The organism is Bartonella sp. bp_1 (assembly GCF_055808085.1).
The window spans coordinates 46,673-69,980 of record NZ_CM147851.1 but is presented as its reverse complement, the minus strand read 5'-3'; the positions used below and the strand labels follow the sequence as shown (position 1 = coordinate 69,980).

Annotated in this window: 24 protein-coding genes and 1 other RNA gene; 15 read left to right on the top strand and 10 right to left on the bottom strand. The window is 47.5% G+C overall.

Annotation, left to right across the window (positions count from 1 at the left end; translation table 11 throughout):
* Positions 1-72: 72 nt before the first annotated feature.
* Entirely contained in the window at positions 73-1,932 is a 1,860-nt protein-coding gene (locus tag ACYZ97_RS00355) for an extracellular solute-binding protein (protein ID WP_473299338.1), read from the bottom strand.
* A 43-nt stretch (positions 1,933-1,975) separates the two neighbouring features.
* A complete protein-coding gene (locus ACYZ97_RS00350; protein WP_473299336.1) occupies positions 1,976-2,494 on the bottom strand; it encodes a c-type cytochrome in 519 nt (172 codons plus the stop codon).
* A gap of 108 nt (positions 2,495-2,602) precedes the next feature.
* Between ACYZ97_RS00350 and ACYZ97_RS00345 the strand changes: the two genes are divergently transcribed.
* Positions 2,603-3,346 carry a 3-deoxy-manno-octulosonate cytidylyltransferase gene (locus tag ACYZ97_RS00345; RefSeq protein WP_473299335.1) on the top strand — a complete coding sequence of 248 codons (744 nt, stop codon included), beginning with the start codon at positions 2,603-2,605 and terminating at the stop codon, positions 3,344-3,346.
* A complete protein-coding gene (locus ACYZ97_RS00340) occupies positions 3,343-4,191 on the top strand; it encodes a prephenate dehydratase (protein WP_473299334.1) in 849 nt (282 codons plus the stop codon). Before ACYZ97_RS00345 ends, ACYZ97_RS00340 begins: the two co-directional genes overlap by 4 nt.
* A 152-nt stretch (positions 4,192-4,343) precedes the next feature.
* Here the strand turns inward: ACYZ97_RS00340 and cysN are convergent, their stop codons facing one another.
* The 6 genes from cysN to ACYZ97_RS00310 all read right to left on the bottom strand — a co-directional run bounded on the left by cysN (position 4,344) and on the right by ACYZ97_RS00310 (position 9,643).
* Positions 4,344-5,939, bottom strand: coding sequence for a sulfate adenylyltransferase subunit CysN (gene cysN / locus ACYZ97_RS00335; RefSeq protein ID WP_473299332.1), 1,596 nt, complete (start codon positions 5,937-5,939; stop codon positions 4,344-4,346).
* The gene (cysD, locus tag ACYZ97_RS00330) at positions 5,939-6,841 is read right to left on the bottom strand and encodes a sulfate adenylyltransferase subunit CysD (RefSeq protein WP_473299330.1); all 903 of its coding nucleotides are present in this window, start codon (positions 6,839-6,841) and stop codon (positions 5,939-5,941) included. Before cysD ends, cysN begins: the two co-directional genes overlap by 1 nt.
* The gene (locus ACYZ97_RS00325; RefSeq protein ID WP_473299329.1) at positions 6,838-7,617 is read right to left on the bottom strand and encodes a phosphoadenylyl-sulfate reductase; all 780 of its coding nucleotides are present in this window, start codon (positions 7,615-7,617) and stop codon (positions 6,838-6,840) included. Before ACYZ97_RS00325 ends, cysD begins: the two co-directional genes overlap by 4 nt.
* A 252-nt stretch (positions 7,618-7,869) precedes the next feature.
* Entirely contained in the window at positions 7,870-8,328 is a 459-nt protein-coding gene (locus ACYZ97_RS00320) for a hypothetical protein (protein ID WP_473299328.1), read from the bottom strand.
* Positions 8,329-8,330: 2 nt separating this feature from the next.
* Positions 8,331-9,236 (bottom strand): NAD(+) diphosphatase, encoded by a 906-nt coding sequence (gene nudC, locus ACYZ97_RS00315; RefSeq protein ID WP_473299327.1) that lies wholly within the window; start codon positions 9,234-9,236, stop codon positions 8,331-8,333.
* Positions 9,236-9,643 (bottom strand): HIT domain-containing protein, encoded by a 408-nt coding sequence (locus ACYZ97_RS00310; RefSeq protein WP_473299326.1) that lies wholly within the window; start codon positions 9,641-9,643, stop codon positions 9,236-9,238. Before ACYZ97_RS00310 ends, nudC begins: the two co-directional genes overlap by 1 nt.
* A gap of 74 nt (positions 9,644-9,717) precedes the next feature.
* On the opposite strand from ACYZ97_RS00310, the gene ffs reads away from it, so the two are divergent.
* From ffs to ACYZ97_RS00280, 6 genes are all read left to right on the top strand, one after another.
* Positions 9,718-9,814: signal recognition particle sRNA small type (ffs, locus tag ACYZ97_RS00305), an RNA gene on the top strand.
* A 177-nt stretch (positions 9,815-9,991) separates the two neighbouring features.
* A complete protein-coding gene (locus ACYZ97_RS00300) occupies positions 9,992-12,022 on the top strand; it encodes a DNA polymerase III subunit gamma/tau (RefSeq protein WP_473299324.1) in 2,031 nt (676 codons plus the stop codon).
* Positions 12,023-12,031: 9 nt separating this feature from the next.
* Positions 12,032-12,355 carry a YbaB/EbfC family nucleoid-associated protein gene (locus tag ACYZ97_RS00295; RefSeq protein ID WP_473299322.1) on the top strand — a complete coding sequence of 108 codons (324 nt, stop codon included), beginning with the start codon at positions 12,032-12,034 and terminating at the stop codon, positions 12,353-12,355.
* A 34-nt stretch (positions 12,356-12,389) separates the two neighbouring features.
* Entirely contained in the window at positions 12,390-12,995 is a 606-nt protein-coding gene (gene recR / locus ACYZ97_RS00290) for a recombination mediator RecR (protein WP_473299320.1), read from the top strand.
* Complete coding sequence (locus ACYZ97_RS00285) at positions 12,995-14,209, top strand: lytic murein transglycosylase (RefSeq protein WP_473299319.1); 1,215 nt, start codon at positions 12,995-12,997, stop codon at positions 14,207-14,209. The genes recR and ACYZ97_RS00285 overlap by 1 nt, the downstream gene beginning before the upstream one ends.
* Entirely contained in the window at positions 14,209-15,177 is a 969-nt protein-coding gene (locus ACYZ97_RS00280) for a cation diffusion facilitator family transporter (protein WP_473299317.1), read from the top strand. Before ACYZ97_RS00285 ends, ACYZ97_RS00280 begins: the two co-directional genes overlap by 1 nt.
* Before the next feature lies 1 nt (position 15,178).
* Here ACYZ97_RS00280 and ACYZ97_RS00275 read toward each other — a convergent pair whose 3' ends face one another.
* On the bottom strand, positions 15,179-16,069 hold the full coding sequence (locus ACYZ97_RS00275; RefSeq protein ID WP_473300714.1) for a LysR family transcriptional regulator: 891 nt from the start codon (positions 16,067-16,069) through the stop codon (positions 15,179-15,181).
* Between the two features lie 108 nt (positions 16,070-16,177).
* Here ACYZ97_RS00275 and ACYZ97_RS00270 point away from each other — a divergent pair, with 108 nt between their 5' ends.
* Positions 16,178-17,191, top strand: coding sequence for a YeiH family protein (locus ACYZ97_RS00270; RefSeq protein WP_473299315.1), 1,014 nt, complete (start codon positions 16,178-16,180; stop codon positions 17,189-17,191).
* Positions 17,192-17,236: 45 nt separating this feature from the next.
* On the opposite strand, the gene ACYZ97_RS00265 is transcribed toward ACYZ97_RS00270, so the two are convergent.
* Positions 17,237-17,743 carry a ferritin-like domain-containing protein gene (locus tag ACYZ97_RS00265; protein ID WP_473299313.1) on the bottom strand — a complete coding sequence of 169 codons (507 nt, stop codon included), beginning with the start codon at positions 17,741-17,743 and terminating at the stop codon, positions 17,237-17,239.
* Positions 17,744-18,076: 333 nt separating this feature from the next.
* Between ACYZ97_RS00265 and tsaB the strand changes: the two genes are divergently transcribed.
* From tsaB to ACYZ97_RS00235, 6 genes are all read left to right on the top strand, one after another.
* Complete coding sequence (gene tsaB / locus ACYZ97_RS00260) at positions 18,077-18,733, top strand: tRNA (adenosine(37)-N6)-threonylcarbamoyltransferase complex dimerization subunit type 1 TsaB (RefSeq protein WP_473299311.1); 657 nt, start codon at positions 18,077-18,079, stop codon at positions 18,731-18,733.
* 8 nt (positions 18,734-18,741) lie between these two features.
* On the top strand, positions 18,742-19,233 hold the full coding sequence (rimI, locus tag ACYZ97_RS00255) for a ribosomal protein S18-alanine N-acetyltransferase (RefSeq protein ID WP_473299309.1): 492 nt from the start codon (positions 18,742-18,744) through the stop codon (positions 19,231-19,233).
* A 61-nt stretch (positions 19,234-19,294) separates the two neighbouring features.
* Complete coding sequence (gene miaB / locus ACYZ97_RS00250; protein WP_473299308.1) at positions 19,295-20,704, top strand: tRNA (N6-isopentenyl adenosine(37)-C2)-methylthiotransferase MiaB; 1,410 nt, start codon at positions 19,295-19,297, stop codon at positions 20,702-20,704.
* Positions 20,697-21,806 (top strand): PhoH family protein, encoded by a 1,110-nt coding sequence (locus ACYZ97_RS00245; protein ID WP_473299306.1) that lies wholly within the window; start codon positions 20,697-20,699, stop codon positions 21,804-21,806. Before miaB ends, ACYZ97_RS00245 begins: the two co-directional genes overlap by 8 nt.
* On the top strand, positions 21,787-22,275 hold the full coding sequence (ybeY, locus tag ACYZ97_RS00240) for an rRNA maturation RNase YbeY (protein ID WP_473299305.1): 489 nt from the start codon (positions 21,787-21,789) through the stop codon (positions 22,273-22,275). The genes ACYZ97_RS00245 and ybeY overlap by 20 nt, the downstream gene beginning before the upstream one ends.
* Before the next feature lie 23 nt (positions 22,276-22,298).
* A complete protein-coding gene (locus ACYZ97_RS00235; protein ID WP_473299303.1) occupies positions 22,299-23,303 on the top strand; it encodes a hemolysin family protein in 1,005 nt (334 codons plus the stop codon).
* Positions 23,304-23,308 lie beyond the last annotated feature (5 nt).

Here is a 23,308-nt window from a genome sequence, read left to right as displayed (position 1 = left end):
CAAATACATCCTTCATCCGAATCATCCATTCAATATGGCTCTTTTATAGTAAATAAAACCACAACAAACCTGTTATTTTTTAAGCAAAGCCGCGGCTTTTTGTGGATCAATCCACCATGAAAGAAAATCAAAACCACGATATTCGGGCTGCATAGGTGGCATGCCGAACTTATCCCAATAGGCAACATTCTGGGTTCCTATCGTCCATTGCGGCAAGGAATAATATCCCCACAACAAAACACGATCGATTGCGCGTGATGTCGCAACAACTTCTTCACGACTCTGGGCGTGGATAAGATGCGTGATCAGTTTATCGACCACCGGATTCTTAATGCCAGCATAATTGCGACTGCCCACTATATCGGCAGACTGGGAACCGAAATAATCGAATTGCTCGTTACCGGGCGAATTGCTCTGCAAAATCGCCTCTACAATTATATCGAAATCGAATGTATTACGACGGTTGAGATATTGCGAGGCATCAACTGTGCGCATCGTCGCACTAATTCCAAGCCGTTTGAGATTGAAAATGAAGAATGCCGCCGGTCGCTCAAGAGCAGGCGATGGCAACAATATTTCAATGTCAAAAGGATGTCCCTGCGCATCGACAAGCCTGCCCCCTTGCAATTGCCAACCCGCTTCTTTCAATAATGCCATAGCCTGATTGAGATTTTCACGATCCTTGATCTTATCGCTATAATCAGGTGCACTGAACGTTTGCTCAAAAACCTCTACTGGCAGGGTTTTGCGGTATTCATTCAAAATTTCGAGCTCGCGTCCTGTCGGCACGCCACGTGCTGAAATATCCTGATTCCCATAATAGCTCATGGTACGCTGATAACGGTCAAAATAAAGGGCACGATTGATATTATAAAAATCAAGCGCCAAAAAAAGAGCCTTTCTTGTGCGGATATCAGCAAATTTCTTCAATCGTGTATTCATGAAATAGGCTTGATAGGTGCCATTAATCGCCTTGAAAGATTTTTGCAGCACAGCGCCACGTTTGACCGCAGGAAATGTATAGTCCTGTACCCACCGCTGGATCTGGTTTTCAGCACGGAAATCGACAATACCGCCTTTTTTGAATGCTTCCCATTGCGAATTGGCATCAAGAAGATAACTATAACGTATCTCGTCAAAATTGTTACGTCCGACATTTTGCGGCAGATTTTTGCCCCAATAATCATCAACCCGTTTCCAGACTATTGTCTTGCCGGGATTAAAGCCTACAATTTTATAGGCACCCGAGCCGAGCGGTATTTCCAGTGTCGGCTTGGTAATATCACGCTTGTTCCCTTGTGGATCTGTCCCTTCCCACCAATGTTTTGGCAAGATTACCAGATCACCGACAATCTTGGGCAATTCGCGATTTCCTTTGGCCTTAAAGAAAAATGTTACCTCTCTATCACCGCTTACCTCGACCCGGTCGACGGCTTCATAATAGGGGCGATAATAAGGAGAAATCTTGCGTAATGTTTCAAATGACCAGATAACATCTTCAACGGTTATCGGCATCCCGTCATGCCAATGCGCTTTGGGGTTAAGACGATATTTAACCCACGACTGGTCATTGGCCGCCATCTCGGCTTCCGCCAGATTGGCATAGGCCACACTCCCCTGATCCATCGACTGATCCGTCAATGTATCATAAAGCAATCCGCCGCCAAAAGGCTGTAGGCCGGCAGGTGGATTACCGCCAATAATATAAGGATTGAATGAATCGAAACTGCCGGTTGCTGCAAGATTGAGACGCCCTCCCTTGGGAGCATCCGGATTGACATAATCGTAATGGCGAAAATTATCACCATATTTGGATGGTTCGGCTAATGTATTCCATGTCTGCCACTGCGGCTCCGGCACTTGTGTTGCATTCTGCGCCAGCGCCGAGCCGGTCAAGATGAAAACAAATAAAACAAATACCGATAATCTCAATCACCCATCCCAATCGTAACCGAATCACGAAAAAGCCTAAGGATCACTTCTTATCGGAAAGTGAACGAAGATACAAAATAAGATCGGCACGGTCACTATCCTTTTTGACTCCGGCAAAAGACATAATCGTACCGCGTACCTCAGTTTGAGGACTGCGAAGATAGGAATCCAATATCGCTTCATTCCAAATATGGCTGGCCGCAAAAGCATGCATGGCTTTGGAATAATTGAAACCGACAACCGCTGCAGGGGTGCGGTCTATAATACCCCAAAGATTGGGACCAACGCGGTTGATGCCTCCTTTATCCGCGGTATGACAAAGCGTACATTGTCCGAAAATTTTCTTGCCGCGCGTTATGTCGGCTTTTGCCAACCGTTCTTCAAGCGTATGGATCGTAACAGGCACAGCCGATGCACTCACAGCGCCCCCCGCAATATCATAAGCTGGCGTATCAGGCGGTGGATTATCATAAACGGCATCGCCCATATACCGCAACGCCAACACAATGACGAGAGCCGTGAGACACAATAAAATCAGCCGGTTGATCGTTGCAGGTTTCATGAAATACGCCGACAGAGAAGAATAATCCAATTACACCGAAACTTAGGGCTTTTGTTTATATGAAGCAATAATTATAACAGACACATATTGTCACGTTCGGATTTTCTCATGGCGCTTGAAACTGTCATTCTCATTCCTGCCCGCATGGCGTCTACCCGTCTGCCTGGCAAACCTTTAGCCGATATTGCAGGCAAGCCGATGATTGTGCAAGTTGCCACCCGTGCAGTCGAAGCCGGCCTTGGCCGTATTGTTGTGGCGACCGATGATGAAGCCATCCACACATGCGTTATCAATCACGGCTTTGAAGCAGTTATGACCGGGAAAGCCCATGAATCAGGCTCGGACCGTATTTTTGAAGCCCTACAGATGATTGACCCGCAAGAAAAAATTGAGGCCATTATCAATGTACAGGGTGATCTGCCCACCATTGATCCTCAAGCAATAAAAAAATCACTTACCCCCTTGATTGAGGGAGAAGCCGACATTGCAACGCTTGGTGCGCTGATTACACGTGAAGAAGAAAAAAACAATCCCAATGTGGTCAAGATTGTCGGTACGCCTCTGGGCGACAACCGTCTTCGTGCCCTCTATTTTACCCGCGCAACCGCACCTTATGGCGAAGGCCCGCTCTATCACCATATCGGCTTATACGCCTATCGCCGACAAGCTCTAGAACGTTTTGTCTCGCTTAAGCCTTCAATACTCGAACAACGTGAAAAACTTGAGCAGTTACGCGCATTGGAAAACAATATGCGTATTGATGTAGAAATTGTCGACACGGTTCCATTGGGTGTCGACACGGCTGAGGACCTTGAACGCGCACGTGAAATTTTGGCAGGAAAAACAAAATGAAAAAGACCAATAAAATTTCTTTTCAAGGAGACTTCGGCGCCAATTCCGATACAGCCTGTCGCAATATGTTTCCCGACATGGAGCCTTTACCCTGTGCGACATTCGAAGATGCCTTAAACGCAGTGGAATCCGGCGAGGCCGATCTCGGCATGATTCCGATTGAGAACACATTGGCTGGCCGTGTTGCCGACATCCATCATCTCCTGCCACAATCAAAGTTGCATATTATCGGCGAATATTTCCTGCCGATCCATTTTCAACTCATGGTACTGCCCGGTGTCAAACGTGAAGAAATCACCACCGTTATCAGCCATATCCATGCTTTGGGGCAGTGCCGCAAAATCATACGTGACAATAAATGGAAAGGCGTTATTGGCGGCGATACGGCCGGATCGGCCAAATATATCGCAGAAGAAAAAAACCGCACAATGGCGGCATTGGCGCCAGAACTGGCCGCCAAACTTTACGGCCTTGATATTATCGAACGCAATGTCGAAGATGCAGAAAACAACATAACACGCTTTATTGTTCTTTCACGAACCAAACAGCATGCGCCACCACCTAAAAATGGTGAAAAGATTATGACCAGTTTTCTCTTCCGCGTCCGCAATGTACCTGCCGCACTTTATAAAGCCATGGGCGGCTTTGCTACCAATGGCGTCAACATGACAAAACTGGAAAGCTATCAAATAGGCGGTTCATTCAATGCAACCCAGTTTTTTGCTGACATTGAAGGACATCCCGATGATCGTATGGTAAAATTGGCGTTGGAAGAACTGGCTTTCTTTTCTGCCGAAGTCAGAATTGTCGGTGTTTATCCGGCAAGCCCTGACCGCGCGATATAAAGCAAAAGACACCGCTTATCGAGCCCCTTAAATCAGCTTGTCGAGACGTGTAATCGACACCTATTTACGATAGCGTGTCATAACGAATATGCAAAAGCCATATTCATCATGAACACCGCATACGCCCATTCATGCAAACAGGGAACTTATGTCTAAATACCGGCACCCGAATGCAAATCCTCATCATCAGCTTGTTTGGAACGGGAAAATAGGCGCTGAATAAAAGGGCGTATGAAAAAATCGGCGGCAGCAATACCGACACCGGCCAACACCGCTCCTGTCGCTGCTATGGCACCCCCTATCAATACGGATGATAATAAGCGTGCCGCCACAATTGCAGAAACTGAAGCGCGATTTTGTATATCTTTGGCTAACCAATGTTCAAGCAGTCTGGATGTGAAAGATGTCTGTTCATTTTGACTATGCTGCTCATCCAAAAGAGGGGTGGCTGCATAATGACGCACCAATCCCAGTGCTATCGTCTCGTTTGTCACAGGATCTATCAATATGAAAGCGCCGAGATCCTTATTCTGCTCAAATGTGCGGGCAATGACAGGACGCTCAACATTGAGGACAACATTGCCGATCTCGTTCATTTCAAGCGTTTGCGATTCAATATGCGCATATGAATGGATATCGACTTTATAATTGAAACGAACAAGCTTGGTCGCCACCTCAGCACTTGCAAGCTTTATCAGCAACCGCTTATCCAGCACGGCCGGACGCTCGACCAGCCATAATATATCGGCACAAATTTGCCGTGAAGCCTCTGCTTGATCATTAGCCGCAACTAGAACATCGCCACGAGAGGCATCAATTTCATCTTCCAATGTCACCGTAACGGCATCGCCGTATTCTGCCTTATCGATAAGACCGTCAGGATTATAAATCGCTTTGATCCTGCTTTTTCTTCCACTTGGCAACGAGATGACATCCATTCCCGTATGAACTTCACCACTCGCAATAGTACCGCAAAATCCGCGAAAATCGAGATTGGGGCGATTAACCCATTGAACCGGCAAAGAAAAGGATTGATCGCTTTTATCGGCTGTCGGAATGGTAACCGTCTCGAGATAATCAAGCAGTGACGGCCCCTGATACCAAGGCATTTTAAGCGAAAGACTCGCCAGATTGTCACCCAGTTTTGCACTGCATGGAATGAATTTTACATCAATGAATGCCAGTGCCGGTAAAAGTTGGCGATAATCCTCGACAATTTTGTTAAAGGCATCCTCGCTATAGTCCACTAAGTCCATCTTGTTAACAGCAACGACAACAGAACGGATACCAACCAGCGAAGTGATAAAAGAATGCCGCCGCGTTTGTGGCAAAACACCTTTTCGTGCATCGATAAGAATAATGGCCAATTCGGCTTGAGAAGCGCCGGTTGCCATATTGCGTGTATATTGTTCGTGTCCTGGCGTATCCGCTATGATGAACGAGCGTCTGCTTGTTGAGAAATAGCGATAGGCAACATCAATCGTAATACCTTGCTCACGTTCAGCCGAAAGACCGTCAACCAATAGTGCGAAATCCAGATCACCGCCGGTTGTACCAAACCTTTTTGAATCCTGTTCGAAGCCATCCATCTGATCGGCATAAATCGAGCCTGTATCATGGAGAATACGACCGATCAGCGTAGATTTTCCATCGTCCACCGAGCCGCAAGTAATAAAACGCAGCAGTGTATTGGGCTTTGAATCTTCAACCGATCCATAAGCCTTATGATCATATGCCACAGCAGACATCAAAAATACCCTTCCTGCTTTTTTTGCTCCATGGATGCGCCGCCATCCTTATCAATGGCACGGCCTTCACGTTCCGATGTCCTAGACAGACGCATTTCTTCGCGAATAGAGGCGAGGTCACTGGCATCTGACTGGACGGCACCGGTCAAGGGATAACAACCAAGCGTGCGAAATCGGATATTGAGATATTCAATCTGTTCATTATCCTTCAATGTCATACGCTCATCATCGCGCATGATAATCATGCCATCACGGCGTACGACCGGTCTCTTGGCTGCAAAATATAAAGGAACAACGGGAATTTCTTCTTGCGCAATATATTCCCATATGTCGCTTTCGGTCCAATTGGAAAGCGGAAAAACGCGAAAACTCTCGCCTGCATTTTTACGTGTATTAAACAGCTTCCATGGTTCAGGACGTTGATTTTTAGGTTCCCAGCGATGTTCGGCACTGCGTAAAGAAAAAACACGTTCTTTCGCACGACTTTTTTCTTCATCCCGACGCGCCCCGCCAAAAGCTGCATCAAACTTATATTTATCCAATGCCTGCTTTAAAGCAGCTGTTTTCATGATATCTGTATGTAGGCGTGACCCGGAAACAAAAGGATTGATCCCTTGCTCAATGCCGTCCTGATTGACATGGACAATAAGATCAAGTCCAAGTCTGGCAACCTCACGATCGCGAAACTCTATCATTTCACGGAATTTCCATGTTGTATCGACATGCAACAAAGGAAAAGGCATTTTACCCGGCGCGAATGCTTTTACCGCAAGATGCAACATAACCGCAGAATCTTTGCCGATTGAATAAAGCATGACCGGATTTTGTGCCGTTGCAGCCACTTCTCGAATAATAAATATGGATTCGGCCTCAAGGCGCTGAAGGTGTGTACGGGCCGTCATGATTTATATTCCGTTTTGGTTGTAGTGTGTTCTGCTTTGCCGCGTAACGATGTTATAACGTTGCCTTCCACGTGAAGGCCGCATTCTTTGCCGTTTTCACTTTCCCACCACCATCGACCAGCGCGTTCGGGTTCACCCTGCTTGACAGCACGGGTACAAGGCGCGCATCCGATCGATAAAAATCCCTCATCATGCAGACGATTGACCGGCACATCATGATCATGCGTAAAACGCACAATCGCATCACGCTCAAAATCATATAGCGGATTGATTTTGAGCAGATCATAACCGGAATCATAAGTGACAAAAGCCCCGCCATGACGTGCGGCAGACTGATCCTGACGCAACCCCGTAATCCAGCCACTCGCATCCTTTAGCGCACGTCCAAGCGGCTCGACTTTACGAATATTGCAACATGCCTTACGCATATCGAATCCAAAATAGAAACCGTCAATTCCCTGATCCTCAACAAGGCTTTCAATCGCATCCGCTTGCGGATATTTGGCGCGGATACGCTTACCATAACGCTGTTCGGTCTCATGCCAAAGTTTATATGTCTCCGGAAAAAGGCGTCCTGTATCAAGGGTGACAATTTCAACATCAATCTGTGCTGTAAGCAGCACATGGGTTATCATCTGGTCTTCAAGACCGAAGCTCGTCGTAAAAACAACACGTCCGGGAATTTCAGTGACGGCAAGCGCCAGCCTTTGCAGTACAGAAAGATTTAAAAATTGGCTATTAAGCTTATCAGCCAATGCAGAAAAATCGACAGTCATAGAAAATCCCTTGCGACATAGAACAAAAAATATGTTCTGTCTCAAGATATAGAACAGAAAGCATCGCTTTTCGGCATTGCACTTTTTAAAGTATGCAACGGGAAAGAACTATTTTTTCAAGATAGGGCAGAATCACATAATGTTTCGACCATCATCATCATGGCGACCCCAAATTTTATCCCAATTCTGTATGATGCTGGAATACTGTCCCGTTATAAACAGGACCTATCTTCTATCGCAGACCAAAGCAGCCTACAACCCCTGCCACCCCTGGCAATAATTCTGCTTATGGGCGGCATCTAATATTTTAAGCAATTGGTCATATTCCCGATCAGCCTTTTTCTTTTGTTCATCCTGACATGCCGTGCAAATGAAAAGACCCGTACGATGATAATAATATTTATGGCGTTCTTCATAAGCATTTTGAGGGGCTTCATAATTCATATAATACGGCAATTCATACCGCGCCGTCTGTGTCTCGATTGTCAGGTAACGACCTTCAATACGGACTATCGTCTGCATTTTGCCGCCTTCACCATAGACGTCGAACCTGATTTCGCCGGCCATATCGTTGCTGCAAAACAAATTATTGCCATCGCTCGACTGAATGAAATCGATCGAGATACCTTCTGCCGAATTCTTGGCGTTTTCTGCTAAAACAGTTGATGGAAAAAAACAAAATATAAATAATAACAAAGTGACTTCGCGCATTGTCATTTATCCAACCAACTTTTGATCAGATAATGCGCAATAGCCCCTGACGGCGGGAGATGTAAACCACCGGGATGGTGATTTTGCATCATCAAACGCACTTCATAATTCGAAAACCAGCGGCCATCTTCCATTTCGTCATGATCAATTTTGATTTCATCCGATAAAGCCTGTGCATGCGCCCCCAACATAAGCGAATGTGGAAAAGGCCATGGCTGGGAAGCAAGATAGGTAACCGGCCCCACTTTAACACCCATTTCTTCCATACTCTCACGGCGCACCGCCGCTTCAAATGTCTCGCCCTGCTCAATAAAGCCAGCAAGACAGGAATAACGTCCCGCGGGAAAACTAGGCGTTCTGGCCAGCAAGCATTTATCTTGATAATGCACCAGCATGATTGCTACCGGATCGGTACGCGGAAAATACTCTGTCTGGCACTGGTCACAAACCCTTTTGATGCCACCGCCAGCCATCCGGCTTTTGTTTCCGCAGCGCGAACAAAACCTATTGTTTTGATGCCATGACAACAAGGCTGCCGCCTGAGCCAAAGCACCTGTTTCATCAGGCGTAAAAAGATTATTGATATAAATATCACGGAAACCATTGCGGCTATAGCCATCAGGCAGCGCCTTTTCCAATGGTACAGGCACGGCTAGAACAGGCATTTGAGAATAATCGCCGAGCAAGACAGCCTGATCCAAATCCCCAGACAAAGCTTCTATGGATTCCCGATTTAAAAAAAGCGTACTGCCGATTGTTTTCCTTTGATAAGAAACCGTCTCGCCCTGACCGATGGCAATAAAAAATGCATATGGATTCTGCAAAGCCGTTTCGACACAGTCATCGCTGCGTTTTTCCGATTGCCGGTTGATCCTGTTGCCCGTAAAGGCAATTTTTTCAAATGTCATCAGATGTCGAACCTTTTTTTAAGGATTTCAATCCATTTTTTCTGCTGGTCTATCGCGTAAGGTAACGCCTTTTCAAATCCCCAAACCGGTGCTGGCCAATTCGGATCACCCTCATTGCGGGCAATAATGTGGATATGAAGCTGGCGTACCTGATTACCCAATGCAGCAATATTGATCTTGTAACAGCCCGTAATGGCTTCAAGCCCATGGGCGACATCGCCAATTTCCTTGAACACCTCGATCTGGTCATCGGTTTCCAAATGATGGATTTCTTCCGCTCCGGCAATTCGCGGAACAAGTACAAGCCAAGGCCACCGACTGTCATTCATCATACGTAGCTCACAAAGTGCAAGTGTTGCAACCGGCACAGTATCCTTTTGCAATCTTGGATCAAGCTTGAAAGACATGGATTTTTCTCCTTTTTACGTTTCTTTACTCTATGCCCTTGCTTTTTTATGCGCAATTGACGATATGGAGAGCGGGAGGTTGGTGGTGGACGCGCCACTCGCCAACCGGGTCAGGTCCGGAAGGAAGCAGCCCTAACGAGCTCGGCACGGGTCATTGTGCCAGCCTCCCACCTTTTTGCCACTCAAGTCTGATCTGAATGGCAATCTACATTGAGGTACATTCTATCTTGAAAAAAAATTCAAGCGCGCTTTTTGGGCATAAGCCCTGTCTGATCCATACAGATCATTGACGCCGCGCTTTAAGCCGTTCAATGTTGTACGATCTTGATTAAGACTGGATAATTTCTAATGGATACCATCCCGGCAGAGAAAGCCTATCGCGTTCTTGCCCGCAAATACCGCCCACAGAGTTTTGATGACCTGATCGGTCAGGAACCGATGGTGCGTACGCTTACCAATGCGTTTGAAGCGGGCCGAATCGCGCAAGCATGGATGCTGACAGGCGTACGCGGGGTCGGCAAAACCACAACAGCCCGCATTCTGGCGCGCGCTCTGAACTATAAAACACCGACAATCGACCGGCCGACAGTGGATCTTAAAGAACTCGGCGAACATTGTCAGGCCATTATGGAAGGCCGCCACGTGGATGTTGTCGAAATGGACGCCGCCTCGCACACCGGCATTGATGATATTCGCGAAATTATAGAGCAGGTCCGTTACAAACCGGTTTCGGCCCGTTATAAAGTTTATATTATCGATGAAGTGCACATGCTTTCAACACAGGCCTTTAACGGCCTGCTGAAAACATTGGAAGAGCCGCCGACACACGTCAAATTCATCTTTGCCACAACTGAAATCCGTAAAGTTCCAATTACTGTCCTGTCACGATGTCAACGTTTCGATCTGCGCCGGATTGAATCGCCCACCATGGCAAAGCATCTGCGATTTATCGTCGACAATGAAAAGGTCGAAGCCGACAATCAGGCGTTGGCAATGATTGCGCGTGCCGGTGAAGGCTCTGTGCGTGATGCACTCTCTATTCTTGATCAGGCTATCGCCCATGGTGATGGCCGCGTCGATGCCGAAGTTGTACGCTCGATGCTTGGTCTTGCTGATCGTGCACGCATTATCGATCTTTTCGAACTGGTTATGAAGGGCGACATCGCTGCTACCTTGCATGAATTCAAAAGCCAATATGATTGCGGTGCTGATCCGCTGATCGTGTTAAACGAGCTGGCACAATTCAACCATTTTATCACAAGGCTGCGCTTTACGCCTGAAATGGCCGATGATGTTTCTTTATCCGAAGAAGAAAGAAGCCGTGGCCTGACATTCTCCCAGAAGCTCTCTATCCGGGTTTTATCCCGCAATTGGCAAATGCTGCTTAAAGGCATCAAGGAAGTCGAAAGCGCCAATAACCCCATGCAGGCTGCCGAAATGCTGTTGATCCGGTTGGCCCACGCCGCCGATCTTCCAACCCTTGACGAGGCCTTGAAAAGTCTAAAGGACGGGGAACAGACCATTATGGCGCCCCAGACGCCCCCTACAACCTCACAGACATCCGGAGTAGGGACAAGCCACCATACGCCCTCGACAACACAAAATGACGGGGCGGCCTCCCATGCACCACATCATGACATAACACCATCAGCAACCTCCTCCCAGCAACCGGTTATGCAACTGGTCAGTCAAAGCCAGTTCCAACCTCAGGTTCAAACAGAACCGCATCTTGCCATCAACGAAACAGCCGAACCGGCCATGGATCCGACACCAATGGCACGTTTCGAAGACGTTCCACCACCTGAGCCGACTGATATGGCTGACAGCGTGATTGACAATGGTAACCTTGATGCAATCTCTCCTCAACAAACCGATACAGCCATAGCTGGAATACCGGTTGAGCCGTCTGCAAGGGTCCAAACAAGCACAGGCCCGGCCATCCATTCTATTATAGACATGGTGCAACTTGCCGATGAAAAACGTGAAATCCAATTCAAGATCATGTTAAAAGAATTTATTCGGCCGGTTTCTTTTGGTGCAGATCGCATTGAAATTGAAATAACCGAAGGGGCACCACGGGATATTGCGCAACAAATGGGCAAATATCTACGCGAATGGACCGGCGAGCGCTGGACCATTTCCGTTGTCAATGAAGGCGGCGGCAAAACGATTGCTGAACAGGAAATCGAAGCGCGCGATGCCTTGTTTGATGATGCGCGGGCCGATCCCGAGGTCCAAGCCATCATCAATGCCTTTCCCGGCGCCAAAGTTGTTGATGTTCGATTACGTGCCGATGAACAAGGCACTATAGTCGAAGAAAATTCTCATAACGACGCTCTTGTCATGGATGAGAGTGATGACGATAACGATAATGAATAGGAGAAATGCATGCGCGACATGATGGGTATGATGAAAAAGGCCAAGGAAATGCAAGCCAAGATGCAGGCTATGCAAGAAGAAATGGCCAATATGGAAATCACCGGTACAGCAGGCGGCGGCCTTGTCAGCGTAACCCTGAGCGGTCAGGGCACAATCAGTGCTATTAAAATTGATCCATCGCTAATCAAACCGGAAGAGACTGAAATTCTCGAAGACCTGATCATGGCTGCCCATAATGAAGCCAAAGCCAAAATTGAAACAACCATGGCACAGAAAACACAAGAAATGACTGCCGGTCTCCCCATCCCTCCCGGCTTCAAACTGCCTTTCTGATTTTGATAGACCGTTCTCGAGAGCGATAAACCCCATGTCCAAACATATTGCCGGTCCTGAAATAGAACGTCTGATCCAGCTTCTGGCCCGCCTGCCGGGTCTGGGGCCGCGCTCGGCACGACGAGCAGCGCTGCACCTTATCAAAAAACGTGAAACACTGCTTGCGCCGCTTGGTGATGCCATGAAACAGGCTGCCGAAAATGTTAAAATATGTTCGACATGCGGTAATGTCGATACCTCTGACCCCTGTTCGGTCTGTGTTGATCCACGTCGCGATAGCGGTACCATCATTGTCGTCGAGGATGTATCCGATTTATGGGCGCTTGAACGTGCCGCCACCATGCAGGTACGCTATCATGTACTGGGTGGCCGCCTATCCCCACTTGATGGCGTAGGGCCTGATGATCTTAACATCAAATCACTGGTCGACCGCGTTGCCACCGGTGGCATCAAAGAAATCATCCTTGCAGTCAACGCAACCATAGAGGGTCAAACGACGGCCCATTATATCACGGATCAATTATCGAATTTCGATGTCAAAGTGACCCGCCTTGCCCATGGTGTTCCAGTTGGTGGCGAGCTTGATTATCTTGATGACGGCACTCTGGCGGCAGCGCTACGCGCAAGGACAAGCCTCTAATGCGATTTCTCATCATTTGTCTTGCCTTTATATTCATGCTTTCCAACGCTTATAGTGGCGTTGATGAAGCCGCAATCAACCGCGATTTCCAGCACTGGCTGAAAAGCGAAATATGGCCAAAGGCCAAAGCACAAGGCATCTCGCAGCAAACCTTTGAGGCTGCCTTGGGAACGATAAGAGCGAATCTCAAATTTCCTGATCTAGTCATCCCCGGTGAAAAACCAAAGCCTGTCAAACAGCATCAAGCCGAATTTGGACGCCCCGCCGATTATTTCAAATCAATGCCGGCTTTTGCGCGCGAACTAGAAAAACAGAGGCAAGCCCAGCAAAAAACCATTTACGCCTTGTGGGAACACCATCACGACTCAGCAAGCTCTATGGCTGTGGCCATTTGGGGCAAGGAATCAGCCTTTGGACGCGCCAAAATCCCCTATAATGCTTTTGAGGTTCTCGCCACTAAGGCCTATCTATCAACGCGCAAGGACATGTTTGAAAAAGAATTGCTGGCCGCGCTTCAAATTGTTGAAGAGGGCCATACCAATGTTGATATGATGAAAAGCTCATGGGCTGGGGCCTTAGGCCAGCCGCAATTCATGCCGACAAGCTATCTAAAATTCGCTGTTGATTTTGACGGCGATGGCCGTGCCGACATCTGGCACTCAACGCCTGATACACTGGCATCGATTAGCAATTTTCTGCGCCAGAAAGGCTGGAACTCACAACGATGGGGCTTTGAGGTCATATTGCCACCAACTGTGAGTTGCACGCTTGAAGGCCCAGATCAGGGACAATCCTTGGAGCAATGGATGGCGCTGGGGACCAAGCCTGTTATTTTAAGCGATATCAAGGAAATCAATAAGGACAAGCTCTATCTCTTGATGCCAGCAGGCCGCTATGGCCCGGCCTTTCTTGTCAGCGACAATTTCTATGTCTTGAAAGAATATAATATGAGCGATCTTTACGCGCTTTATGTCGGTTATGCCAATACTCATGGCAAAACTCCCTTCAAGACGCCGTGGGCTGAGACAGATACGCTCTTGCGCTCGGATGTCGAAACGATGCAGAAACGGCTGCAAAAGCAGGGCTATGATATCGGTAAGGCCGATGGACTTGCCGGTTTCAAGACACGCCGTTCCATCGGTCTATGGCAAGAAAAAAATGGTGAAAAAGCCACCTGTTTTCCTTCTCGTAAATTGATAACGACCATCCGCTAATGGCATCCCATTCATCTTCCGGCAGTTCAAGAGTTGTCATCTATGCCGCCCTTCTGGGCAATCTCTTGATTGCCCTGACCAAATTTATAGCCGCTGCTTTTACCAGCTCATCAGCCATGTTGTCTGAAGGGGTCCACTCGCTAGTCGACACCGGCAATGAACTGCTTTTGCTTTATGGCCTCAAACGGGCAGAAAAACCCGCCGATGAAGGACATCCTTTCGGTCATGGCCGCGAACTCTACTTCTGGAGTTTTATTGTTGCCCTTCTGGTTTTTGCTCTCGGGGCCGGTGTTTCCTTTTATGAAGGCATCACCCATGTTTTTTATCCTGAAAAAATGCATAATGTTGCTGTCAACTATATTGTACTGGGAGTTTCTATTCTTTTTGAAGGCAGCTCATGGTTTGTTGCCTTAAAAACATTCCGTCGCTCCAAAGGCAAGCTTGGTTATATTGCGGCCGTACGCCGCTCCAAAGATCCAACCGTCTTCTCAGTTCTCTTTGAAGACAGCGCTGCGTTGCTAGGGCTGCTGATTGCCCTTTCCGGTATTTCCCTTTCTCTGATAACTGGTAATCCTATCTATGACGGACTGGCTTCAATCGGCATTGCCGCGGTTTTGACCATAACAGCCATCTTTCTGGCCCGTGAGTGTAAGGGGCTTCTGCTTGGTGAGGCTGCATTGCCGGAAGTCCAAAAAAGAATCATTGAAATTGTAAGTGCTGATCCGGATGTCCAGAAGGTCAATGGCATCATCACTGTCCAGCTTGGCCCTGAACAGATCGTTGCCAATCTCAGCCTTGAATTTGAAGATCATCTTAATGCGCCTCAAATTGAAGAATGCGTTATCCGGCTTGAAAACAAACTAAAATCCGTTGAACCCCATATTGCCGGTTTCTTTGTCAAACCACAAACAGCACGTCTATGGCAAGAACACCGCCAGCCTATCCTTGATAATACCGAAGCTGAATAACTTATTCGGCCAGTGGTTCGTGCAACATTTTGATAAATGTCTGAGTAGCGATATTCAAACGTCGCTTTTTATGGGTCAGCAACAAGAAATGGCGCGGTATTTTTTTTACTTTCAGTATGGTCAAATCACCAGCAGCAACATGATGCCGGGCAGCCCGCTGGCTGATCACGGCAATATGGGGACCGGAACTGACAGCCGATAAAATCGACTCATTGGAGGGCAATGTCAGCATGAAGGGAAAATCACTGATTTTATAGCCTTCATCCTGCAAGGCCTTTTCGAAAACAGCACGTGTTCCCGAACCCTTTTCACGTATAATCCATGATGCATGGGCAAGATCATCAAAACCAACCTGTTTTTTGATCGCAAGTGGATGGGATGGACGTGCAACCACCACCAGATAATCATCGGCAACCGTTTCACTCTCTACAGCCGCATCATCAACAAGCCCTTCAGCAAAACCCATATCGGCAAGACCTTCTGCAACGGCCGCCTTGGCCTGGCTTGTATTGGTCATCACCAAATCCAGATCAATCAATGGAAAACGTGCACGAAATTGCGCAAGATAAGGCGGAAGCCAATAACTCGATATGGTCTGACTGGCAAAAATACGTAAAACACCACGTCGCATATCCCCCAGCTCATAAAGTGTTGTTTCAGCCATACGCGCACGTGCCAGAACATCACGTGCCTCATCAAGAAAAATTTTCCCTGCATCACTCAAGACAATCTGACGGCCAACACGGTAGAAAAGCTGGATCTGATAACGCTCCTCAAGAACACGAATGGCACTGGAAACAGCCGATGGCGTCAAATTGAGTCCTTTTGAGGCCTCTGTCAGATGTTCACGCTCGGCAACAGCTACAAAAATCCGCAATTGTTCCAAAGTCATCATGGTGTTCAAAATTCATTATGCAATTTTATCGAACATAATATCATAATATTTAAAATTGATTACATAAAATATTCGATTAAATTCCGCCTGATCGGAGGACAAAAAATGCTCTCAAGAATCTATCTGTTTTTTGATCGCTTTGGGCCGGGTACTATTGCCTGTATCGGACTATCTCTTGTGGCAATTGCGCTGGAAAGAACAGAAGCCTATCTTTTCCAGCATGCATGGATTGAAAGTCTGGTCATTGCCATTCTGCTCGGCACACTTATCCGAACATTCCTCCCCATACCCGAACGTTTTCTGGAAGGCATCGGCTTTTCAGGTAAAACACTTTTGGAGGTTGCTGTTATGTTACTCGGCGCCACCATAAGTGCGCAGGCACTTATCCATGCCGGTTTTTTTCTCATTGCCGGTATTGCGGCAACCGTTTTTATTGTCATCGCTATCAGCTATAGCATTGGGCGGCTTTTAAAATTATCACATAAGATGAGTATTCTGGTTGCCTGTGGCAACTCAATTTGCGGTAATTCCGCCATTGCTGCTGCTGCTCCGGTAATCGGCGCCAAAGGCGAAGATATTGCCTCATCCATTGCTTTTACGGCTGTTCTTGGCGTCATCGTTATTCTGATTTTGCCTTTTTCTGTACCTTTATTCGGACTATCCGACAGTCATTATGGCATTCTTGCCGGCATGACAGTTTATGCCGTTCCGCAAGTATTGGCCGCAACCGCACCAATATCCCAAATCAGTGTCCAAATCGGTACATTAGTCAAACTCGTCCGTGTTTTGATGCTCGGCCCTGTTATTCTGATTTTGTCCTTGATGAATGGCAAAACATCACAAACGAAATTACCATTCCGCAAAATTGTACCATGGTTCATCATCGGATTTCTGGCTTTGATGGCCTGCCGCTCTCTCGGCCTGATTCCGGAAATGGCATTAAAACCTGTTGCGGCAACCGCTAATATACTCACCATCATCTCAATGGCCGCTCTTGGTCTTGGCGTCAATATCCGCTCTATTGCAAAAGCCGGCATCCGTGTCACACTGACTGCAACATTATCTATTATCTGTCTTGCCGCTATCAGCCTTAGCCTGATAGCCATTCTTCATCCTTGAAATAATATGGTCTCTGTTTCTATACACAACAGAGACCATATTTTATTAAGAAGCAAGACACTCGGTCTGCATGCGGCTTGCCAATGCATTCAGATGGCTTTTCAAATCATCCGATATCTCATTCAAGAGTCCTGCCGTGCGGCTATCCTGGTAAGAGGCTGCATCATTAGCTGCCTCTTCAAGTCGCTCGGCAACCATGGCAAATTTATCTGACAAAACGCTATAATGGCCACGCAGTGTTTTAATATCAATTGGATAGGAGGCTAGTGTGTTTTCCTTATCCTCAGACTGCTGGTCTGCATCAAAAACATCTGCCAACGCAACTTCACCCAAGTCAACAACCCGATCAGCCAATGACTGGATATGGCCTTCAAGCTTAGCCTTGACTTTATCCATTGCATCATCGGCACAGCTTAAAGCAGGTGCCTTGATATACCAATGGGCCTGCTTGGCAACAAGCGATAAATCAATAAGATCAATAAGCATCAAATTGACAAGCGAGACCGTTGGCCTCGGCGGGAACCGACGCTCACTCATAGCGATATAAGACATGATTTTTCTTCCACTATTTCAGATGCAAGTAAAACAACTGAACGAAGATATGGTTCCATAAGAAAACAAATTTTTTATTATTGCTCGAATTCAGGTGCCTAGGTCGATATTCCCAGCCCAATAAACAAGAATTCCTTCAAGCTATCGTCTTACATACGAATAAACAGACAAGCGAACTTGTGATGAATCATCTAGAACAACTTGAATAATGACAACGAATGGGATGATACATGTCCCAACTGTTTTCAGACATGAATAGAAAAAAGCGTGAAAAATATATCTTTATATACCTTCCCTCTTGGAGCCTCTAACCAAAGTGGTTAAATAAAACCTATGTTGATCCTTGCTCTTGATACTGCTGGTGAAAATAGTGCTGTTGCACTACTTCAAGATTCACATCTGCTTGCCCGTGACGTAATCGCTTTGGGACGCGGACACGCTGAAAAGCTTGTCGGACAGATCGAATCCTTGATGCAGTCGGCCGGACATGAATTGCAGGAGCTTGATCGCATTGCCATCAATATCGGACCGGGTTCTTTTACCGGTATCCGCGTTGGCGTATCGGCGGCACGCAGCCTATCGCTGGCCTTACAAAAACCGGCCATCGGTATTTCCACACTGGAAGCATTAGCCTATGAGGCCCGCGCTGTTCATCCCGACATGGCATCATGCGTCATCATGAATGCCTATCACGACCAATTCTATATCCAGTCTTTTGATCAAAAGAACATAACGCCACCCCATATTGATAACGTCGATAATATTATCCAGACAATAAAAGAAACAAGGATTCTGATCGGAAACGGCGCAAGCGATGTGGCACAAAAACTCAACTCCACAACAGCTATTCTTATGGACAATCAATGGCCAGACATTGCCTCTATCGGTCGTGTCGGAATGGAAAAGCCCGATAATGGGCCACCTTCACCGCTTTATCTGCGCCCCCCCGACGCCAAACCGCAAACCGGTTTTGCACTGGAACGAAAATAGGTCGATAGATGGCATTTCCTTTTGATAAAAATAATGTCAGCATAGCTCTTGCCGAAATTGACGACGCTCAATCCCTTGCCCTTTTACATGAGCGCTGTTTCCATCATGGCTGGGACAGCGAAAGTTTCGAGCAGTTCCTAAGCGATCCAACTGTATTCTGTTTTATTGTGCGCTTTGTTGGCAAACCCAAAGAGATACGTGGCTTCATATTGGCACGCCTGACAGTGGGAGAAGCCGAGGTTATCTCGCTTGCCGTCGATCCTAATTTTCGCAAACGTGGTTTCGGCCACATGCTGATGGATGCGCTTTTACGCCATCTTCATCATGAGCGTGCCGAACATGTCTTTCTTGAAGTGGATGAAAACAACAAGCCAGCTCTCACCCTTTACCGGAGCCTCAATTTTATAGAAACCGGCCGTCGCCCAGCTTATTACCAGCATGGCACCGGCCGTTCAGATGCCTTGATCATGAAACGTACATTCAAGCTGGATACACCATAAAAGCCAAAACATTGATCAGTCTCGCTTGAGCGATACTATAAAACAGTGTAGAAGCGCCCGCATGAGCCAGAACGATACATCCAAAACAAAGCCGCAAGCCAAAGTCTTTATCAAGACCTACGGCTGCCAAATGAATGTCTATGACAGCCAGCGCATGAGCGACAGTCTGGAAAAAGACGGCTATATTGAAACCAATACACCCGATGATGCCGATCTCATTCTGGTCAATACCTGCCATATCCGTGAAAAAGCGGCTGAAAAACTCTATTCCGATCTTGGCCGTCTGCGCGTCATGCGTCAACAGCGTGATCCGTCAAAACCTTTGACTATCGGTGTGACCGGATGTGTTGCCCAGGCCGAAGGCAATGAAATCCTACGCCGCGAAAAAGCCGTTGATCTGGTTGTCGGCCCGCAAACATATCATCGCCTGCCGGAACTATTGGCAAAAGTCAAACAAGGACAGAAAGTTGTCGAAACCGATTATGCCGTCGAAGACAAATTCGACCATTTGCCTGCACCATCCAACAAGACAACAGCCAAACGTGGCGTCAGTGCTTTTCTGACTGTTCAAGAAGGCTGCGATAAATTTTGTACATTCTGCGTTGTTCCCTATACACGCGGCGCCGAAATATCACGCCCGATCGACCGGATTATCGCCGAGGCACAAACACTGGTTTCTGCTGGCGTGCGTGAACTGAGCCTATTGGGACAGAATGTCAATGCATGGCACGGTGTTGATGAAAAAGGACGTGATTGCGGTCTGGGTGAATTATTATTCCGCCTTGCCGAAATCAAGGATTTGAAACGGCTGCGCTATATGACCAGCCATCCCCGCGATATGGATGACGCCCTTATCGAGGCCCACCGCAATCTACCACAGTTGATGCCCTATTTGCATCTTCCAGTCCAATCCGGTTCTGACACTATTCTCAAAACCATGAACCGGCAGCATACAGCACAGGATTATCTACGTCTGATTGATAAAATCCGTCATGCACGTCCCGACATTGCCTTTTCTGGTGATTTTATTGTCGGTTTTCCCGGCGAAAGCGATCAGGATTTTGAAGATACCATCCGTTTGATTGAAACCGTCGGCTATTCAACCGCCTATTCATTCAAATATTCACCCCGCCCGGGAACACCGGGGGCCGAAATGAAAAATCACATCGATGAAAAGATCAAAGACGAACGTCTGCAACGTTTGCAAAGCCTTATTCTTGATCAGCAACATGCCTTTCTGAATTCAAAGATCGGTGTAACAACCGATATATTGCTTGAAAAACCAGGCCGCCATGACGGCCAGATGATCGGCCGATCGCCTTGGCTTTTGCCGGTTGTCGTGGAAAGTGATCAAGCCGTCGGCAATATGATTGATGTCCGCATAACAGATGCTTCATCCAATTCTCTTTTAGCCGAAACACTGGACGTTCCCTCAAATCAATCTATATTGAAACATGAGGCACATGCATAATGGGGAGCACGCATTGAGCGCCATTCAGGGGAAGCCGTCTAAATCCAAGTCCCGTTCTCAAACCGATTCAGGCTGCACCATTGCAAAAACCGGTGCCTCCGACATCAACTATATTGTCCTATCTTTTAACAATAATCATGAAGCCAGTACAATTTTTGGCCCCTTTGATGAAAATCTGGCCCGTATCGAACAGAAACTCGGCGTCGACATCCGCGCTCAAGGAAACGAAGTTTCAATTCGTGGCGAAGCGCATCTGACAGAGCAGGCACGCCAAGTCCTTGATCTTCTTTATGAGTTGGTACGCAACGGTCATAGCCCTTCCCTGTCAGATACGGACGGCGCCATCAGTATGGCCAACACCCATGAAGGACAGATGGAATTACCGACCATGGAGCAACCATCCGCTAAAATATTAGCAGCGCGTATTTCCACCCGTAAGAAAACCATCTATGCCCGCACCCAGACACAGGATGCCTATATCCGTGCTTTTGAACGCGCCGAACTTGTTTTCGGTGTCGGCCCGGCAGGAACCGGCAAAACCTATCTAGCCGTTGCCTATGCTGCACAATTATTAGAACGTGGTCTGGTTGAACGGATCATTTTGTCGCGCCCGGCCGTTGAAGCCGGTGAAAGACTGGGGTTTCTGCCCGGTGACATGAAGGAAAAAGTCGATCCCTATCTACGTCCTCTGTACGATGCGCTTTATGACATGATGCCAGCCGAAAAGGTCGAACGCGGTCTCGCTGCCGGTGTTATCGAAATCGCTCCGCTTGCGTTCATGCGCGGCCGTACACTGGCCCATTCGGCCATCATTCTGGATGAGGCACAAAATACAACCTCCATGCAGATGAAAATGTTTCTAACCCGTCTGGGCGAAGGTGCACGGATGATCGTGACCGGAGACCCTAGCCAGATTGATCTGCCGGCAGGCCAAAAATCGGGGTTGGTAGAAGCCTTGCGTATTCTCGACAAGGTTGATCCGATCATTACCGTACGCTTTAGCGAAAAAGATGTTGTGCGCCATCCACTTGTCGCCGCCATTGTCGGCGCTTATGATAAAGACGCCGCCAAACGCAAAATCCATGAAGAAAACGATGATTGACATCGACATATTATATAACAGTGTATTGTGGGAACAGCCGGATCGGCTTGAACAGATTATCCATGACTCTGTCTATGCCACCCTCAAACACCTTGCCTTTGAGACTATCAATAGCGAATTGAGCATCGTACTCACCGATGACAATGAAATACGTACCCTGAATGGGCAATGGCGTAGCCAGCTGAAAGCAACCAATGTGTTATCATTTCCTGCCTTTGATATTGCAGCTGGTGACAAGCCCGGTCCCTTATTGGGTGACATTATTATTGCCTATGAAATCGTACGGCAGGAGGCTGAGGCAGAAAATAAGACTTTTGAAGCCCATTTGATACATCTTGTTGTTCATGGATTGCTCCACTTGCTCGGCTATGACCATATCGAAGAGGAAGAGGCCGAAATGATGGAAAGGCTCGAGCGTGATATTTTGCGCTCACTTGCCATACCCGACCCTTATGCTGTATCGCTATAAATTGAAAATTGAACAGATGAGCCATGGCTGAAAAACAAAATACACCTGTCGCCGAAGACAAAAACGATGCAGATGCACCGAGTAGTCATCGATCCCAATCTCATGAAAAGAAGTCACGTCTGACAAGCTTTTTCCCGTTTTTACGTTCGCGCAATAATTCCACATTGCGTGAGGATCTACATGAAGCCTTATCCGAAGAAGGAGACGACAACACCGTCTTCTCACCGGAAGAACGGACCATGCTCAACAATATTTTGCGCCTGCGCGAGGCACGTGTTGACGATGTCATGATTCCGCGTTCAGAAATTGAGGCTATTGAGCTCAATATGCCATTGGCACAAGTACTAGCCCTTTTTGAACAGTCCGGCCATTCACGGCTGCCGGTCTACGCCGAATCACTTGATGACCCTCGCGGCATGATCCACATTCGCGATGTGCTAAACTATATTACACGCACAGCCCGCGCTGCACGCGGACGTAAAAAACTTGATCTTACGCCGGTCGATCTCAACAAGACGATGGCAGAGCTCAATTTGATCCGCACCGTGCTCTTTGTTCCCGGTTCAATGCCTGCTGCCCAATTGCTGACCCGTATGCAAACCACCCGTACCCAAATGGCTTTGGTTATTGATGAATACGGTGGTACAGACGGGCTTGCCTCTATGGAAGATATTGTCGAGCTTGTTGTCGGCGATATTGAAGACGAACATGACAATGACGACATCATGATAGTCAAGGAACCCGACGAAAGCTGGCTGGTTGATGCCCGTGCCGAGCTTGACGATTTGGAAGAGGCTATTGGCGGCACTTTCACGGTGGATGAACACGGCGAGGATGTCGATACGGTCGGCGGATTGATTGTATCTGTCCTTGATCGAATCCCCGGACGCGGCGAAATTGTCGAGGCTGTTGCGGGCTATCGCTTCCGTATTCTTGAAGCCGACAAGCGCCGTATCAAACGGGTGCGTATCTCCAAGATCATTGAAGATCCCGATATAGCGGATGACAACACCGCTTCCCACGAGTAGAGCAA

Excerpts from the sequence above, each read along its gene's own strand:
- ACYZ97_RS00350 (WP_473299336.1), bottom strand. The coding sequence starts at position 2,494 with ATGAAACCTGCAACGATCAACCGGCTGATTTTATTGTGTCTCACGGCT.
- ACYZ97_RS00345 (WP_473299335.1), top strand. The coding sequence starts at position 2,603 with ATGGCGCTTGAAACTGTCATTCTCATTCCTGCCCGCATGGCGTCTACC.
- ACYZ97_RS00340 (WP_473299334.1), top strand. The coding sequence starts at position 3,343 with ATGAAAAAGACCAATAAAATTTCTTTTCAAGGAGACTTCGGCGCCAAT.
- cysN (WP_473299332.1), bottom strand. The coding sequence starts at position 5,939 with ATGTCTGCTGTGGCATATGATCATAAGGCTTATGGATCGGTTGAAGAT.
- cysD (WP_473299330.1), bottom strand. The coding sequence starts at position 6,841 with ATGACGGCCCGTACACACCTTCAGCGCCTTGAGGCCGAATCCATATTT.
- ACYZ97_RS00325 (WP_473299329.1), bottom strand. The coding sequence starts at position 7,617 with ATGACTGTCGATTTTTCTGCATTGGCTGATAAGCTTAATAGCCAATTT.
- ACYZ97_RS00320 (WP_473299328.1), bottom strand. The coding sequence starts at position 8,328 with ATGCGCGAAGTCACTTTGTTATTATTTATATTTTGTTTTTTTCCATCA.
- nudC (WP_473299327.1), bottom strand. The coding sequence starts at position 9,236 with ATGACATTTGAAAAAATTGCCTTTACGGGCAACAGGATCAACCGGCAA.
- ACYZ97_RS00310 (WP_473299326.1), bottom strand. The coding sequence starts at position 9,643 with ATGTCTTTCAAGCTTGATCCAAGATTGCAAAAGGATACTGTGCCGGTT.
- ACYZ97_RS00300 (WP_473299324.1), top strand. The coding sequence starts at position 9,992 with ATGGATACCATCCCGGCAGAGAAAGCCTATCGCGTTCTTGCCCGCAAA.
- ACYZ97_RS00295 (WP_473299322.1), top strand. The coding sequence starts at position 12,032 with ATGCGCGACATGATGGGTATGATGAAAAAGGCCAAGGAAATGCAAGCC.
- recR (WP_473299320.1), top strand. The coding sequence starts at position 12,390 with ATGTCCAAACATATTGCCGGTCCTGAAATAGAACGTCTGATCCAGCTT.
- ACYZ97_RS00285 (WP_473299319.1), top strand. The coding sequence starts at position 12,995 with ATGCGATTTCTCATCATTTGTCTTGCCTTTATATTCATGCTTTCCAAC.
- ACYZ97_RS00280 (WP_473299317.1), top strand. The coding sequence starts at position 14,209 with ATGGCATCCCATTCATCTTCCGGCAGTTCAAGAGTTGTCATCTATGCC.
- ACYZ97_RS00275 (WP_473300714.1), bottom strand. The coding sequence starts at position 16,069 with ATGACTTTGGAACAATTGCGGATTTTTGTAGCTGTTGCCGAGCGTGAA.
- ACYZ97_RS00270 (WP_473299315.1), top strand. The coding sequence starts at position 16,178 with ATGCTCTCAAGAATCTATCTGTTTTTTGATCGCTTTGGGCCGGGTACT.
- ACYZ97_RS00265 (WP_473299313.1), bottom strand. The coding sequence starts at position 17,743 with ATGTCTTATATCGCTATGAGTGAGCGTCGGTTCCCGCCGAGGCCAACG.
- tsaB (WP_473299311.1), top strand. The coding sequence starts at position 18,077 with ATGTTGATCCTTGCTCTTGATACTGCTGGTGAAAATAGTGCTGTTGCA.
- rimI (WP_473299309.1), top strand. The coding sequence starts at position 18,742 with ATGGCATTTCCTTTTGATAAAAATAATGTCAGCATAGCTCTTGCCGAA.
- miaB (WP_473299308.1), top strand. The coding sequence starts at position 19,295 with ATGAGCCAGAACGATACATCCAAAACAAAGCCGCAAGCCAAAGTCTTT.
- ACYZ97_RS00245 (WP_473299306.1), top strand. The coding sequence starts at position 20,697 with ATGCATAATGGGGAGCACGCATTGAGCGCCATTCAGGGGAAGCCGTCT.
- ybeY (WP_473299305.1), top strand. The coding sequence starts at position 21,787 with ATGAAGAAAACGATGATTGACATCGACATATTATATAACAGTGTATTG.
- ACYZ97_RS00235 (WP_473299303.1), top strand. The coding sequence starts at position 22,299 with ATGGCTGAAAAACAAAATACACCTGTCGCCGAAGACAAAAACGATGCA.